The following is a 15,350-nucleotide window of genomic DNA, read 5'->3' on the forward strand; positions in this document are numbered from 1 at the left end:
CGAAAGACGTCGAGCAAATACCATCTCTCTTCATACGCATGCCAACCAAAGGTCAGCCCAACCGTAAAGTCCGAACGCGGACTATCCTTCGCCGCTGTATCCCAGCTCTGGACCCGCCGGACAAACACGCTTTCGTCCGGCAAAGTTTCCACCAGATGCAAATCGGACATTGAGAGAAATTCGTTTTCACCGTCCGTTGGGTTTTGTTGATACTGTGCCTGGAAGGCAAAATTGCCTATGTCGGCCTTAATCCGATCAAGAACCTCCTGCGGTTCCCGCTCTGGGTTCAACAAATCTCCTGGCCGACGCGTCAGCACCCGGTTGTTGTAGAGCGGGATCTCTTCCGGGATCTCCGCGATAGACGGCAGGCACAAATGGTCAAATGTGTCCTTTTCCAAGAGGTAGGCGGAGAAGTCATCCGGGTGCAGACGCTGCTGAATCGAGACAATACGATCGGTGCGCTTGTCGTTCAGCCGTGAGAACAGGGTCTGGTCGAAAAAATCACGCAACTCCTGCCGGTACGTATCGTGGCGCATTTCAGAGGGTTTACCCAGATCGTCGATGATAATGAGGTTTGCACCGAAGCCAGTGATGCCGCCGCCAAGAGAGACCGATTTGCGTCCGCCTCCTTTAGTGGTTTTCATATGTTCGAACCGGTTGTGTTTGGGATCGACCTTCATCTTCGGAAACAGGCGCTGATAAAACGGGCTGGTCACCAGCCGTCGAAACTGTTCGGCATGTTCGCGCGCCAGATCTTTGCCGTAACTGACAACAACCACTTTCTTTGTCGGATCGCGTCCAAGCTCAAAGGCTGGCAACAAAACAGATCCACAGATCGATTTCAGATGGCGAGGGGCAATCGAGATCATCAACCGTTGGCACTCACCAGAGGCCACGCGCTGAAGGGCATAACACATAGCCTCCAGGTAAGGCGCCCGGGCAAGCCTCTCACCCGGACACAAGATACCAAAACTGCCTGCAAGGAACGCGTAGAGGTTTTCACGCATCGCAGCCTCTGCCAACCTTTTGCGATCATCAGAATTCTGGGCATTCATCGTCGATGCCTCCTTGGATGCTTGCAAAAAGTTGATCCGGATCGCTGCCAAACATATCCGCCAGCACTTCCAGGGCGGCCAGGTCTGAACCGGGGTCGGCCGCAGATGCACCTTCGCTACCCGCCAGTTCTGCAGCGCGCGCCTCCTGAACCGCGGGCAACAATTTCAGAACCCGGTCAATCGAACGCATCTCGCCTTTGACTGCCCCATTCACCAGTTGGCGCAGGATTGCTTCCAGCATCGTGACCTCGCGGCGTGATCCGTTCTCGGTGATCGGGATTTTCCGAAAGAACACCTCCTCAAGCATCGACCCGACATTCTTCGAGGCTTTCGGCCGCCCTTTCGGATTGCCGGATCGGCCTTTCTTGAATCGGGTTGCTTTGGGCGGTTTGCCGTAGCCCACCTCAAACTCTTTCGTATCGTCAGACATGATCCGCCTCCAGCTCTGAGGTGGTGTCGTTGGCCGCAGAACGCACATCAAACGTCTGTCCTGTCACCGAATGTACGGCGTTCTCACCAGTCATCTCCTGCCAACGGCGGATGGCGACATCGACATAGGCCGGGTCGAGTTCAATCAAGCGCGCCCGGCGCCCGGTTTTCTCAGCCGCCAGCAAGGTCGCGCCGGACCCGCCAAAGGCGTCCAGCACAACATCACCGCGTTGGCTCACATCCATGATGGCATCTGCAACCAGTGCCGTTGGCTTAACTGTGGGATGATCTGAAAGATCGGCCTCGCGCCCTGCCCCAAAGCTGTTTACACCGGCGCAATCCCAGACATTGGTGCGGTTGCGCCCGTGTTTGCCCAATTCGACATTGTTGATATGCGCAGCACCTGGCTTCTTGAAGACCGCAACCAGCTCGTGCTTGGAACGATAAAGGCTGCCCATCCCTCCGTTGGTTTTATTCCAGACGCAGAGATTGATGAGATCAAAGCCACCTGCCTTGCCGGACGCAATCAGCTCTTCAATATGACGCCAGTCCATGCAGATCATCGCGATGCCACCGTCCGGCAAGCAGTCAAACAGCCGGTTGATCACGTCCGAGAGAAAGCTGCAGAACTCACTGTCCGACATTTCTCCCGACGCCATGGCAAATTCGCGATGAGCGCCATCGGTGCCACAGCGGACATGCCCATTGACCGGTACGTTGTAAGGCGGATCAGTGAAGATCATCTGTGGTTTCTCGCCTTCCAGCAAGGTGTCGTAGCTCTGAGCTTGCAGGGCATCCCCGCAGAAGATGCGGTGATCTCCGAGAAGCCAGAGGTCGCCCGGCTGCGTGATGACAGGTGCCGCAGGGTCCGGGGTGTCTACAGTTTCCGCTTCGGTCTCCGCAGCCTCGCCCGCAGCGTCGATGATGATGTCGATCTCCGGTGCCTCGAACCCGGTGATATCCAGATCAAAATCGAGCTCGCCATCAAGGCTGAGATCCATCAGCTCGGCAAACTCGATCTGCAGAGCAGCTTCGTTCCAGTCCGACAGTTCCGCCAGCTTGTTATCCGCGATCCGCAGGGCGCGCACTTCTGCGTATGACAAGTGATCCGCGACAACAGTCGGCACGGACATCAACCCCAGGGCCTTAGCGGCTTCATAGCGGCCATGACCCGCAATGATTGTGCCCGAACCATCCAAAAGGATCGGAGTGACAAATCCAAACTGGGCCACCGACGCCTTCAGCTTGTCAATACTCTTGGCCGCGTGCACGCGGTTGTTGTTGKCGTATGGCTTGATCTGGCTGATCTGAGATTGGACGACTTTGTCCGCCATCCAGATCGGTGTGTTGGACGCCTTRGCGTCGCTCTGTGTWTTTTTGGCAGACATAGCCGCCTCCTTTCGTTTGACGCTCGTTAGCGTCGACAAGAAAGGATCGYGTTGGGAATTCGGAGAGAGCACGATTAACAACTCTCCGGACCAATCGATCCGGTTCGTTGCCCCTTCGAATGCTCTCTGCGGAAACCTGTGTTTCCAATGAGTGCTGCCTGCGGGAGCAGTTTCCCGCCCTGATAGTCCGGGCGATTGAGCCAAATGTAGGTGTCATCAATACGAGAGGCAACCCCCAAACCAAACGCAACCAAATCGTAACCAATTAAGATTGTTTACGAATAATCGGGGGTACAGCAGCAGCGCCCTGCAAAACACACCCCTTCTGAGGCTGCTCCAGAAAGGGCTGGACTGTTGCTATAAACCACGCATCAATGGTTCTACGCCCGAGCCATTCGGGCGCTCCTCAGTACCGGAGTTCGGCATCTCGCTGACCCAAGATCAGAGGAGACAGTTCATGGCCAAGCGGAAGCAAACCAAAATTGACAAGGTACAAGCCTTGTTGCGCCGCCCGAGTGGCGCCAGCCTTGAGGCGCTCTGCAAAACAACAGGGTGGCAATCTCATTCGGTCCGAGCGGCTCTAAGCGGTCTGCGGAAGAAAGGCGTCACAATTGAACGACGCGCATCCGACAAACCAGATGGTTCTTCCACCTATCACCTGACGGTAAGAACAGGAGAAGAGTCATGATCAAAACTAGCGATGTCGCAGATCTCGCCGCCATGGGTCGATCGGATCTGGTCGCGATTTGGCGACAACTGTTTGATCAACCCGCCCCCACTATGCTCAGCCAACCCTTCCTGCGCCGCTTCATTGCCTTTGAAATGCAGTCCCGCAATCGTGGCGGGCTGTCGCGGCAGGTCAAAGCCACATTGGAAAAGGGTTCTGAGAAAAAACCCCGGCCTGCCTGCCCTGCCCTTAAACCAGGCGGGCGCCTGCTGCGCGAGTGGAATGGTGTGACCCATATGGTCGATGTGACAAGGGATGGTTTTACCTGGAACGGTCGGTCCTATCGCTCGCTCTCGGCCATCGCCCGAGAAATTACCGGCGCGCATTGGTCGGGGCCGCGCTTCTTCGGGCTCACCAGCAAGGGGGCCAAATGAGCCCGCGCTGCAAGATCCGGTGCGCCATCTATACGCGCAAGTCCTCAGAAGAGGGGTTGGGCCAAGACTTCAATTCGCTGGATGCACAATATGAGGCCTGCGCGGCTTATGTCGCCAGCCAGCGACATGAAGGCTGGACACTGTTGGACGAGCGTTACGATGACGGTGGCCTGTCGGGTGGCACCCTAGAGCGCCCTGCCCTTCAGCGCCTGCTTGAAGAGATCGATGCCGGGCGCATCGACATGGTTGTGGTCTACAAGATCGACCGGCTGACCCGGTCGCTTGCCGATTTCTCGAAGCTGGTCGACCGGCTGGAACAGGCGAACTGTTCCTTTGTCTCCGTGACGCAAGCGTTCAATACCTCCTCGTCCATGGGCCGGTTGACCCTGAACGTGCTTCTGTCCTTTGCCCAGTTTGAACGGGAGGTGACCGCAGAGCGAATTCGCGACAAGATTGCTGCGTCGAAGAAAAAGGGACTTTGGATGGGTGGTAACCTGCCTTTGGGCTATGATCGCCACCCCGATTCCAAAGCAAGAACGTTGGTGGTGAAGGAAGATGAGGCCCGAACGGTTCGACATCTCTTTGATCTTTATGATGAGCTGGGTTGCCTGCGCAAAGTAGAAGAACGGGCAACGGCTGACGGGCTGCGGTCAAAACGGGTTGTTCGGACAGATGGCAGCGTGAAGGGGGATTGTCCGCTGTCACGCGGCCAGATCTATTACCTGCTGCGCAACCCGGTTTACCTCGGAAAAATCCGCCACAAGGATAAGATTTGGGATGGACTACACCCGGCGATCATCGACCAGGACGTCTGGGACCGGGTGCAGGAAAAAATGCGCATAGCGTCGCAGCGATCCCGTGCAAACCTCACGCCCGATGCGCGCCAACGCACCAATGACCCCGGCGCCTGGCTCACCGGTTTGATGCGAGACGAAACAGGTGATCGGTTGACGCCAACCCACACCACACGCAAAGGCCGACGGTTACGCTATTACGTCTCAAATCGACTGATCTCGGGTGGCAAGGATATCTCCGGCTGGCGACTGCCCGGCCCGGCGCTGGAACACGCAGTCATTGATGTCATCGCAAGACATCTGCAAAAGGCCGCCGCCGCGCATCAGATACTGGCGCAGCCGGAAGCCGGGTCAGCCGAGGCGGTTCAGACTTCGGTTGCGAATTTAGTAACCCGGCTTCAACGCCAAGCCGGTCAGGTCGGCGCTGCTCTTCTGGTCAAAGGCAAAATTGCACGAGGACAGATCGACCTCGAATTGAACCCCAAAACTCTGGCAAGCGCACTTGGCATTGCTGCGGACCATCTGCACCCGGATCTCACCCACGTCACCGCATCTTTCAATCTGCGCCGCCGTGGCGTCGAGGCCAAGGTCATCGCCGGAGATGTGGCACCCCAACCTGATCGCCGCCTCCGGTCCATGCTGATCCGCGCCCATGGCTGGGCCCGAGATCTGAAAGCCGGGGTTCAACTGATGGAAATTGCGCGGCGGGAAAACCTCCCCGGCGCCTTCATCCGCACCCGCGCCCAGCTCGCCTTTCTATCACCAAAGATTCAAGCCGCGATTCTCGACGGCACCCAGCCGCCCGAACTCACACTTAAGCGACTAGTCAGCGTTACCCATCCACTTGATTGGTCCGAACAGGAACGCCAGTTCGGCTTTTGATAGCTTCAGATCCTGCGTCCCTGATGCAGGGTTCGCCCTCCCTGATCCGGCGGAACAATTCCCTGTTCGTGCGAGAAAATTCCCTGTTCCACGATTTAGGGAATTTGCAGCATAAACCTCTGAAAAACATACGGTTCTGATAGAAGAAATGACGGAAATCAGTCCCGGTTTGCGAAAATTCCCTGTAAATAGCCGGGTATCAGGGAAATCCAGCCCAAAGCGACCCCGCTAAAATGCGGCACTGAGACTGGGGCCTGAATTATGCTCTGAATGTACGGTCTGCTCCGTCTCTGATTGAAAGCGCATGCGCCAACGCGCGGGAATTGCGGCACAATTCCGGGTCAGAAAACACAACTGAAATGAGACGGGTATGAGTGGCGGTGCTGTCAGACTAATTCGAACCAGTCTCAGTTTGCCGTGGAAACCGTGAACCTATCCGGAACAAAGTTGACGCCACTCGGCGAGAGCGGCGGTGCGTGTCAGTTTGAAGGTGTCTCGGCTGGCGAGCGATCTTTCCTGGTTGAAGTGGTTGTAGACGGAGGAATGGACGGCGGCGAATTTCCGCAAACTTCGCATTCGCCTGAAACGTTGCATGGCGCTTTCGCGTCGTCGAAACGGGAGATGCGAATTCTCGACGCGGATATTGAGCCACCTGCCCGTCTGATGTTTTTCGAGTGCACCCAGTTCTTTGAGCGCGGCTTTTTATGAGGCGAAGCGATCCGTCACGACGGTTTCCGCTTTGCCGTGTCGCTTCATTAACTTCTTGAGGAATTTCAGTGCTGCAGCCTTGTTTCGGCGTTTGGTGACAACGGCCTCAAGCACTTCACCTTCGTGATCGACTGCACGCCAGAGATAGTGGCGTTTGCCATTCACCTTCACAAAGACCTCGTCCACGTGCCACTTCCATTTGGAGAATGAGCGCAGCTGCTGAACACGCTTCCGTCTGATCTCAGCAGCAAACATCGGGCCAAACCTGTTCCACCAATATCGGATAGTTTCGTGGCTCACGTCGATGCCTCGCTCGTGCAGCAGATCTTCGACATTCCGAAGCGAGAGCGGCAAACGGATGTACAGCATCACCGCAAGACGGATGATCTCTGGGCTGGTTTTGAAATACTTGAAAGAGGCAGGATTGGTCATGGGCAAAAGCTACGCAACACCCCTACCCCGCTCAAGCAAAGTTCTTCTGACAAGACCCTTCAGCATTCCCTACCGCTGAACCACATGCTTGCCCTGGACTTTGAATGGTCCTCTCTGTCGATGAGTTCAGGACAACTGCCGGACTACTCCGTAACATCCATCGAGAAGAAATACGTTGCGCACAACGCTTGATCGGCAATGCCTGAAGGTGGTTCCATGCCAGTAAACATCGCTACGCCAAGGTAGGTGAACCCGGAGCTGTCCTCACTCCAGGCTGCCATATACGTAATTGGTTGGTCGCCACAAAGCGTGTTTCCCTGCCTTAGTGGGCCTGCATCGCCTGATACACGAAACACCTGAGCAACAGGCACGTCGCCAGACGCACCCCAATTGCCTGAACTCTTGGGGTCATGAACTTCGAGATCAAGAAACCTGCCGGTCTCGAAGACCATCCGCTTGGTAGATATAATTACTGGTCCGGTAATCGCCATTGCCGTTTCGCTGGAAGGATTGAAAGCCTTGGAATCCTCAAAGAACGGCTGGGATGCTGCTGGCCCCCCCAACATCCCCATAGCCATTGGCAGCATCAGGATCGATCGACGCATTTGAATCTCCAGTGTGCGTAGTGGTCTGACAACCTTAAACATCCTTTTGCTTCGTCGTCGAATGCCTAGACAATCGTTTCGAATGCTGCGTTCGCGATCAAGGTCTGAGAAGGGCTCGGAGCAGTCATTCGCCGCACTCGGCATGAACGACTGCTACGCGGACAGAGCGCCATTTCGCTGCAGTAACTACCAAGGTCTGCTTTACTAGAATTAGGTTCCAGCAATCGAACCCTCAATCAAGCGCCGTGTCTCGCTCGGCACCGCGAAGACGACTGAGTGTGACCGGAGTGACACCAAGAAAAGATGCTATCAAATAGTGGCCAAATAGCCCTTCGTGGCGCGGGAAGTTTTCGCGAAACCACGCAAGGCGGTCTGCCCCGCCAAGTGCAGCAAGGCACCATTCCCGGTCAGCCTTGCGAGCCAGTTCTTGTTGCAAAATGCCGTTTGCCCATTCGCGAATTGGCTCCGATACCAGCATGAGCTCAGTCAAAGCGCGGTTGTCCATTTGCGCAACTAACGCGTCCGCAACCACAATTATTGATACGAGCGAGGTCCCGTTTCTGGTTCTCGCGACATTTGGTGCGACCACGCACGGACCTGCGTTAAAGCCAACGCAAACACCGCGGCCTTCTGGATCGCTAATTTGGCTCGTGGCGCGCCCATCAAGAATGATGTGCTCCATTGGGTCTGGTTCGCCCTGCGTCGCAATGCGACGCCCCTTTTCGACAAGTTCAACATTCCATGCTGCCGCGAACTCACGCGCTGTGTCTCCATCTAAAGCGTTCGGGAGACATGTCAGAAACGTAAAAAGGTCCAAATCGCGAATTCCTTATCAAACGATAATGCCAGCTTTGCTCGCGCTCAGTACGACGGTGCCAATGGTAAGGAGAACAACCAATGAATATGACGATACCAACTAAGCAGTACGGGCGGCAAGCGGCACTCCTTGGCCTCGCTGCCGCTGGATTCTATCTGCTGATGATCTTTGGCACTCTGGCGCACATCGAGACCTTATCCGGCCTTCGCCCTTTCGACATGCGCCCCGGCGGATATTCGGCTGAACTAGCAAATTCGCTGATCGATGCCTTGGGATCCAGTGGAAGGTCGTACTATCTCACGCGACAAATTCCGCTTGATCTAGTTTATCCCTCTTTGATGGCGCTGACCTTAATATCATTGTTCAAATGGCTTGGTTCACGAGGCATAAGCCAAAAGCTTGTTCGAATTGGAACTTGGATTTCGATTGCCGCAGCTATCGCTGACTATCTAGAGAACGCCGGCATCTGCCTCATGATCCTGAGTTGGCCAGAAATATCAGCCAACACTGTCTTGACGGCAAGTGTCGCTTCCATTGTGAAATCGGGCTTAACGACGACTGCAGTCCTGATCGTCTCGCTAGGTGTCGGCTCTTGGTCGTTCAAAAGGAAACGTGTCTACGCCTGATCGATGCCTGCTGAAGGCCCCATCCCTTCCACTGGCATTTAGCATAGCCAAAAAGTTCAGAATGCCAGTTGAGCAAGTGTTTGAAGGCGAATCTTGAAGTCTTAATAGTAAGTATGAAGCCACCGTTCGAGAATGAACGCTGAACGGTGGCTTGTCGTATTTGGCCCGTAATTGGGTAAATACATTGGGCGCAGCTACGAGCGCTGAACCAGGTTTTGATGAGTCCGGAAACCAACCGGACCCGCTCATCAGTCAATGCTCCAGTCGTCGATTCAGGTTGACGTCGAGTTGTAGATCACCGGCATCTTGCCTTGCCACATGTTCCAAGTGTTATCGGTATTGATCAGCTTGGCCATAAAGTGGGCGACGTTGATGCGACTGGTCGTCCCAGCATCAAATATTGCGCTTCGGATTGGTGACCCAAAAATTTTGTAGTCTGTCACTTCGATGTCATCGATCAATCCGTCAGGACGGACCGCGGTCCATTCTATTTGTGTATCGTTCTGACCAACGTTCGTGCGCAAGTAATCAGCAGCTTTTTCGTTGTCGACGTGCGGGGGAAGCAACAAACGAAGCAGGCCGATGACGCATTTCTGGCCAAATGAAATTCGCTCGTTCAGATCGCGGTTACTGTTTCCGGTTGTGTTCATAAGCACGAACTTGACGGGCTCACTTGGTTGGTTTGCCCGAACGGCGTCGCACAAACGCTGAGTCGCATCAGTGACGAGCCTGCGAGGCCCTCCGAATAGTCCCCGGAAGGTTAGGTTGTGCCCCAAACAAGACACCACTGCGTGACATCCCCGAACATGTTTGGCCATGTCGGAATCCCTCATGTCCAGAATACTCGCTTGGATTACCGACAAATTGGCATGGCCTCTTACTGCTTCAGGCAGGCTATCCAGCGATCGAACAACGATTTTTACGGCTTGGCCGCGATTTAGTAATTCTTCCACAAGCAAACGCCCTGTTGCACCGCTTGCTCCGACGATGAGAGTTGTCATATCCGTTCCAATCCATTGGGTTCTAACTGTTGTCAGTGTGATGTTGGATACGGTTTAGCGCTTTGGTTTATTCATGCAAATTGAATATTTTTTGTACTTTGATATGCATATATGCATGGATTGGCGGTCGGTAAAATTTGATTGGAACAAAGCACGGGCGTTTTTGGTCACGGCAGAGGAAGGCTCATTGTCTGCAGCGGCGCGGGCCTTGGGCATGGCCCAACCAACGCTTGGCCGTCAGGTCGATGGGCTCGAGCAAGAACTGGGCATCGTTCTGTTTGAACGTGTCGGTCGCGGCCTAACGCTCACACCAAGTGGTTTGGAACTATTGGACCATGTCCGCGATATGGGAGAGGCTGCAGGTCGTGTGTCGATGACTGCTCTGGGCCAATCACAAGCGTTAGAAGGAACGATCTGCATTTCAGCGAGCGAGACTTATGCTGCAGTGTTGTTGCCCCCGGTCATCGCCAAGCTACGCATTCTGGAACCGGGCATTCAGGTCGAAATTGTCGTCGCTAATCATGCGAGCGATCTGCGCCGCCGCGAGGCTGATATCGCGATCCGCAACTTTCAGCCTACCGAACCCGATCTGATTGCCAAGAAGATCGGCGATGCTGATGCCGTACTCTATGCGACGCCCGACTACATCGCGAAGATCGGCTATCCTACAAAGCCCTATGATCTACGCCATGCAGACTTTGTAAACATGGATCACGGCGGCATGATGATCAAAGGCCTCAACACTCTTGGGCTTGGCTTGACCGAGGCGAACTTCCCGCTGCTTACCGAAAGCTATCTGGTCATGTGGGAACTTGTGCGCCAAGGAGCGGCTATCGGCATTCTTGACGCCCACATCGGCGACGCTGACCCAATCGTGCGCCGTGTCCTGCCTGACCTCGAACCGCTTTTTTTCCCGATTTGGCTGGTCTCACACCGGGAACTCAAAACGAGCCGCCGCATTCGCAGGGTCTATGATTTCCTGGCAGAGGAACTGCGTCGAGGCTGAGTTCAAGGGATGGATTTGGTCGGGCCGATAATGCTGGTTAGCAATCTGTCGGTCATCATCGTTGCGTCCGCCCAAGGATAATCACGGATCGTATTGAGACAAAACGCTATGCCGATCATTCCGGATATGAGTGTGTCGGTGCTGGCTTTCAGGTTGCTGTGATCTTGAAGCACGGCCTGCACCAGATCCGAAAACACCCTGAAGTGTGCCAAAGTTTCTTCGTCCATGACAAATGTGCTGACGTCCGACCGCGTTACGTCGTTCGACATGAAGACCAGTCGAAAATGATCAGGATGATCGATCCAATAGGATACAAATGTCTGGGCAGCCGTTTGGAGACGTTCATCCGGTGCAACGATCAGTTTCAGTATTTCCTGAATTTCGTCAGACATGTCGGCGAGAACATCAGCCCACAGATACCTTAGAATATCCTGTTTGCCCTCAAAATGCGCGTAGATCGTCATGGGAGCGCATCCAACCTCCTTGGCAAGACGGCGCATCGAAACTGCTCCAAAGCCTTCTGCGCGGTAGATCGCAACTGCATGCTTAGCGATCTTTGATCGGAACTCCACAATATCGCTCTGGCTGCGGGGCGGCCTGCCTGCGGTCTTAGCCATGGGTTGGTCTCTCCAAAAGTATTTTAGTACGCGTCACAAATAATTCTTGCCCTGTCAAGGCGACATTATTATAGCACGCGTATCAATTAAAAGAACTACCCACCTGAGCTCCCACAAGGAACATGGAAATGAAAAAGATAAACTTACTGAATCTGGTTGTCGTGATTGTCGGCGCAGCAATCATCTTTCTCGGGCTGAACATCGGTCTAGGTGGGATCAAGACACTCGGCTGGCAAACAACACGCGACTTTATCTCCATCACGGATGCCGCAACATTCCACGTCCAGGATAGCCACATAAGATTCATTGGCGGGATCTGGTTTGGTGTCGGCGCAACCTTCGTAATCGGCGGGTTTGCGATGCGTACGTTCCGCCCAACATTGATTATTCTGTCCGCGATGATCGCAATAGCCGGTCTATTCCGGCTGAGTGGCCTGGATAGCGGTGTTATCTTCAGCGCGGCAATTGCCCCGTCGCTTATGCTGGAACTATTTGGCTTTCCGCTTCTCGCGTGGCGGTTAGTTGTTTCGAAAAACCGGGAAACCAAAGCTGACGGTTAAGCCAAAGCGGTCGTTAGCCCATGTCGCAGCATCGGTCGTTTTGGGCTCACGCACTAATCGCTTCGCGATAAGGGTGCTTGTTTCTGGCGTTGCGCTGAGCTGGGATTTCTTTCGCGATTTGTGATGTTGGGTTTGTGCTTTTGATCGAGGTGATTTTGCCTCGATTGACAGAGGACATTCCGATGAACATTCAGCATTCCACACCATTGACGCCCCTTCGTGCCCGCATGATTGCCGATATGTCGGGGCGCAATTTTGGCCCTGCATCGCAGACCAGTCACCTGCGCGCCTGCAAGCGTTTTGCAGCCTGGCTCGGGCGTTCTCCGGAGACGGCGACGCCGGATGATGTGAAGCATTTCCAGCAGCATCTGATTGAAAGCGGTGTCAGCATTTGCACGCGCAACCAAACGATGACTGGAGTAAAGTTTCTGTTCCGTGTGACCCTGCGGCGGCACGATCTGGTGGCCGAGATCTTCCATCTGAAGGAACCGGTGAAAGTGCCTCCGGTTTTGAGCAGATCGGAGATCAAACGCATCCTTGCTGTGGCACCCAGTCTGAAGGCGCGCGTGATGCTGTCGCTGGCTTATGGGTGCGGGATCCGCGCAGGCGAGGTCGTGCGGCTGAAGGTTGGTGATATCGATAGCGCTCAAGAGATCATCCGGGTCGTGCAATCAAAGGGGCGTAAGGATGGCAACGTGATGCTGCCCGCGGATATCCTGGACCTGCTGCGCGAGTGGTGGAAAGAGCGACCCGCCAGTCAGAACAAGGATGTTCCAGCGCCTGAGCGGGTCCTCTTTCCCGGCTATCGTGGCAAACACCTCTCGGCCCGCCAGATATCTCGGCTGTTCAAAGAGACCGCGCAGGAAGCCGGGATCACTAAGCCGGTCACGCTGCAAACCTGTCCGAAAAACTGGGACCACTTCAGTGTTTCGCATATGATTTAGAATTTGATACGCCGTTCGTCGAGACGGCATGCAGAAAAACACCCCGCTCGCAAAATTTCAGGCGGGGTGTTTTCTCAGAGTTGTTTAGTGTTCGCGTATCAGTAGCCTACGGTAAAGGCGGCGCGCGGAAATTCGGCCGACTGAGCCTCATCTACAATTGCCATCGCGAAATCTTCCATTGAGATTTCAGAGTTACCGTCTTCATCAACAATCAGGTTGTCTGTGTCCGTTCTAAAGGCACCCTGGCGCTCGCCTGGCTGCAATAGTGCGGACGGGCTGGCATAGGTCCAGTTTGCCGATACATCAGATGCACAGAGTTCCCACTGCGCCATGGATGCACGCGCGGTTGGGACGATGCTTTCGGGCAGAAGGTCGGGATCTGACAAGACCGTGTGCGGGCTTCCATCGGGGAGATGCAAACGTGCGGCACCTCCGACTATGATTACCCGAAGATCGGTCAGCGATGCAGCATCAAGGATGGACCGAGTCAGAGCAACGATTTCGCCCTCTCGCCCGGCTGGCGAACGCACGGCGCTGATGGCCAGATCCTGCCCGGTCATGGCGGCGGCCAGGGCTGCGGGGTCCGCAACATCTGCAACAATTGGTTTCACGTCTTTGGGCAGTTTATCGAGTCCTGCTTCGTTTCGGACGGCTGCGGTGACATCATGGCCACGCGAGAGCGCCTCGGCCACGACACGAGAGCCGACGTCGCCTGTGGCACCAAATACGATGAGTTTCATGGGAATTCTCCTTTTAGGTCGGGTTGTGAATGGGGCGTTTTGGAAGGACGGGAAGACTGACGCGCCCTGCGCGCTGTCCGAGCCAGATTGCTGTGAGCACAATTCCAGCTCCTGTAATTTGGGTGAGCGTCAGGGCCTGGCCCAGAAGGATCCAGCCGACCAGGACTGCGGAAAGCGGGCTGAGAAACCCAAGGGCGGAGACGGCGCCGGGCTCGATCCGGGAAATGCCTCGAAACCACAAGATGTAAGTCAGCGCGGCCCCAATCAGAGTGAGATAGGCGATGCCGGTGATATTTTGCGTATTCAAAGGGGGAAGCGCTGGTTCAAGCAACAGCGCAAGCGGCACCAGCAAAAGCCCACCGGCCGTGAGTTGCCAAGCGGCAAAGGTCAGCAGTGGCACCGGCGCTTGCCATTTACGGGTAAGGACCGTGCCCGCCCCCATCGAGATTGCGCCGCCAATCCCGGCGAATAACCCGATGGGATCCAGCGATATTCCCGAGCCAAGCACAAGAAGCCCGACCCCCGCGATCCCGATCAGGGCGGCGATCACCGCCGATGCTTTGATGGTGGTTTCTAAGAGCAGAGCCGCTAGAAATACGACAATCAATGGCTGAACTGCCCCAACGGTTGCCGCTACACCGCCCGGCAGTCGATACGCTGCCACAAACAAAAGTGCCCAGAATAGCGTGAAATTGAGTGTGCCCAGAATGAATGCTCTCATCCACCAGATGCCTTGCGGCAATTGCCGCGCCAGTATGAGTAGCACTAGGCCCGCTGGCAGCGCGCGCAGCGCGGCCATGGTCAATGGGTAACCGGCAGGAAGGAATTCGGTCGTCACGAAATACGTGCTGCCCCAGACCAGCGGCGCAACGGCCGTAAGCGCGATGTCAAATTGTTGTTTCATGGCGAATCTCCATTTATCTTGACGTCAAGATACTTCTTTATCTCTTGACGTCAAGATACATTCTCGCAATATGACCTCATGGACCACGTAGATCGCATCGTTACCCAATGGAACAAGGCCCGCCCCGACCTCGATGTGGGGCCAATGGAAACGATCGGACGTCTCTCCCGTCTGACGGCTAAGCTCAGAGGGGAGATGGAGAAAACCTGGAAGAATTGCGGGCTCAATCCCGCCAGCTTTGATGTCCTGGCAACGCTGCGCAGATCCGGAAAGCCCCAAGGCTTGTCGCCCGGCGAATTGCTCGACTTGACGATGGTGACGTCAGGGACAATGACCAATCGGATCGATCAACTCGTCAAGCTAGGCTTAGTAGAGCGGGTGCCAAATCCGGAAGACAAGCGCGGCTTCCTAATTTGCCTGACCGAAGAGGGGTTTGCAACGATTGAGAATGCGGTCAGCGACCATGTTGATACGCAGCACCGGCTTTTGAAGGGACTATCTGACGCGCAGCGCGACAACTTGAATGGATTGCTAAAAGTTCTCGGCGAAACGATTGACACAGATACATAATAACTTCCGGTAAAATGGACGCCTCAGAAGGAACCCTTCTGGAGATTTCAGCGGGTAGATGTGTCGAGCAGTGGCTCTACGCGGCATGAACTAATTTGATATTTCGCTCACGCAAAAGAACGTCCGCGGGAAAGTGGTCTTTCAGTGGTCGACCGGCGGGGCATCCCTTAG

Annotated in this window: 17 protein-coding genes and 1 pseudogene; 8 read left to right on the plus strand and 10 right to left on the minus strand. The window is 55.0% G+C overall.

The features are described from left to right. From DHN12_RS18415 to DHN12_RS18425, 3 genes are all read right to left on the minus strand, one after another. Positions 1-1,055: hypothetical protein (locus DHN12_RS18415; protein WP_108861499.1), on the minus strand; the 1,055-nt coding region annotated here is incomplete at its 3' end. Then, positions 1,036-1,485 (minus strand): DUF5681 domain-containing protein, encoded by a 450-nt coding sequence (locus DHN12_RS18420; protein WP_108861500.1) that lies wholly within the window; start codon positions 1,483-1,485, stop codon positions 1,036-1,038. The genes DHN12_RS18420 and DHN12_RS18415, both read right to left, overlap by 20 nt. Continuing rightward, positions 1,478-2,872 (minus strand): DNA methyltransferase, encoded by a 1,395-nt coding sequence (locus DHN12_RS18425; protein ID WP_234416694.1) that lies wholly within the window; start codon positions 2,870-2,872, stop codon positions 1,478-1,480. The genes DHN12_RS18420 and DHN12_RS18425 overlap by 8 nt, the downstream gene beginning before the upstream one ends. 457 nt (positions 2,873-3,329) lie before the next feature. On the opposite strand from DHN12_RS18425, the gene DHN12_RS25255 reads away from it, so the two are divergent. The 3 genes from DHN12_RS25255 to DHN12_RS18440 are packed head-to-tail and all read left to right on the plus strand — an operon-like array spanning position 3,330 to position 5,649. After that, positions 3,330-3,560 (plus strand): DUF3489 domain-containing protein, encoded by a 231-nt coding sequence (locus tag DHN12_RS25255; protein WP_108861501.1) that lies wholly within the window; start codon positions 3,330-3,332, stop codon positions 3,558-3,560. Then, the gene (locus DHN12_RS18435; RefSeq protein ID WP_058274426.1) at positions 3,557-3,973 is read left to right on the plus strand and encodes a DUF2924 domain-containing protein; all 417 of its coding nucleotides are present in this window, start codon (positions 3,557-3,559) and stop codon (positions 3,971-3,973) included. Before DHN12_RS25255 ends, DHN12_RS18435 begins: the two co-directional genes overlap by 4 nt. After that, positions 3,970-5,649: a recombinase family protein gene (locus DHN12_RS18440; RefSeq protein ID WP_108861502.1), complete on the plus strand. Its 1,680-nt coding sequence runs from the start codon at positions 3,970-3,972 to the stop codon at positions 5,647-5,649. The genes DHN12_RS18435 and DHN12_RS18440 overlap by 4 nt, the downstream gene beginning before the upstream one ends. Positions 5,650-6,081: 432 nt before the next feature. On the opposite strand, the pseudogene DHN12_RS18445 reads toward DHN12_RS18440, so the two are convergent. From DHN12_RS18445 to DHN12_RS24490, 3 genes and pseudogenes are all read right to left on the minus strand, one after another. Beyond that, a pseudogene (locus DHN12_RS18445) lies at positions 6,082-6,789 on the minus strand (IS6 family transposase). Between the two features lie 143 nt (positions 6,790-6,932). After that, positions 6,933-7,394 carry a hypothetical protein gene (locus DHN12_RS18450; protein ID WP_159090074.1) on the minus strand — a complete coding sequence of 154 codons (462 nt, stop codon included), beginning with the start codon at positions 7,392-7,394 and terminating at the stop codon, positions 6,933-6,935. A 232-nt stretch (positions 7,395-7,626) separates the two neighbouring features. Beyond that, complete coding sequence (locus DHN12_RS24490; protein ID WP_159090075.1) at positions 7,627-7,872, minus strand: hypothetical protein; 246 nt, start codon at positions 7,870-7,872, stop codon at positions 7,627-7,629. Between the two features lie 419 nt (positions 7,873-8,291). On the opposite strand from DHN12_RS24490, the gene DHN12_RS18460 reads away from it, so the two are divergent. Next, complete coding sequence (locus DHN12_RS18460; RefSeq protein WP_108861505.1) at positions 8,292-8,837, plus strand: hypothetical protein; 546 nt, start codon at positions 8,292-8,294, stop codon at positions 8,835-8,837. Positions 8,838-9,109: 272 nt separating this feature from the next. On the opposite strand, the gene DHN12_RS18465 is transcribed toward DHN12_RS18460, so the two are convergent. Continuing rightward, positions 9,110-9,838 (minus strand): NAD(P)-dependent oxidoreductase, encoded by a 729-nt coding sequence (locus DHN12_RS18465; protein ID WP_108861506.1) that lies wholly within the window; start codon positions 9,836-9,838, stop codon positions 9,110-9,112. Between the two features lie 103 nt (positions 9,839-9,941). On the opposite strand from DHN12_RS18465, the gene DHN12_RS18470 reads away from it, so the two are divergent. After that, on the plus strand, positions 9,942-10,844 hold the full coding sequence (locus DHN12_RS18470) for a LysR family transcriptional regulator (protein WP_108861507.1): 903 nt from the start codon (positions 9,942-9,944) through the stop codon (positions 10,842-10,844). A gap of 2 nt (positions 10,845-10,846) precedes the next feature. On the opposite strand, the gene DHN12_RS18475 is transcribed toward DHN12_RS18470, so the two are convergent. Next, positions 10,847-11,461, minus strand: a complete 615-nt coding sequence (locus DHN12_RS18475; RefSeq protein WP_108861508.1) for a TetR/AcrR family transcriptional regulator — start codon at positions 11,459-11,461, stop codon at positions 10,847-10,849. Between the two features lie 128 nt (positions 11,462-11,589). On the opposite strand from DHN12_RS18475, the gene DHN12_RS18480 reads away from it, so the two are divergent. Both DHN12_RS18480 and DHN12_RS18485 read left to right on the plus strand, forming a co-directional pair. Further along, complete coding sequence (locus DHN12_RS18480; protein ID WP_108861509.1) at positions 11,590-12,021, plus strand: DUF4345 family protein; 432 nt, start codon at positions 11,590-11,592, stop codon at positions 12,019-12,021. A 182-nt stretch (positions 12,022-12,203) separates the two neighbouring features. Further along, positions 12,204-12,965 (plus strand): tyrosine-type recombinase/integrase, encoded by a 762-nt coding sequence (locus DHN12_RS18485; protein WP_108861605.1) that lies wholly within the window; start codon positions 12,204-12,206, stop codon positions 12,963-12,965. Positions 12,966-13,063: 98 nt separating this feature from the next. Here the strand turns inward: DHN12_RS18485 and DHN12_RS18490 are convergent, their stop codons facing one another. Continuing rightward, positions 13,064-13,705 carry an NAD(P)-dependent oxidoreductase gene (locus DHN12_RS18490; protein WP_108861510.1) on the minus strand — a complete coding sequence of 214 codons (642 nt, stop codon included), beginning with the start codon at positions 13,703-13,705 and terminating at the stop codon, positions 13,064-13,066. A gap of 13 nt (positions 13,706-13,718) precedes the next feature. After that, positions 13,719-14,609 (minus strand): DMT family transporter, encoded by an 891-nt coding sequence (locus tag DHN12_RS18495; protein ID WP_108861511.1) that lies wholly within the window; start codon positions 14,607-14,609, stop codon positions 13,719-13,721. Positions 14,610-14,687: 78 nt separating this feature from the next. On the opposite strand from DHN12_RS18495, the gene DHN12_RS18500 reads away from it, so the two are divergent. Further along, positions 14,688-15,179, plus strand: coding sequence for a MarR family winged helix-turn-helix transcriptional regulator (locus DHN12_RS18500; RefSeq protein WP_108861512.1), 492 nt, complete (start codon positions 14,688-14,690; stop codon positions 15,177-15,179). The last annotated feature ends 171 nt before the right edge of the window (positions 15,180-15,350 follow it).

Origin of the sequence: Ruegeria sp. Alg231-54 (genome assembly GCF_900143525.1) — a bacterium.
GTDB lineage: Bacteria > Pseudomonadota > Alphaproteobacteria > Rhodobacterales > Rhodobacteraceae > Ruegeria.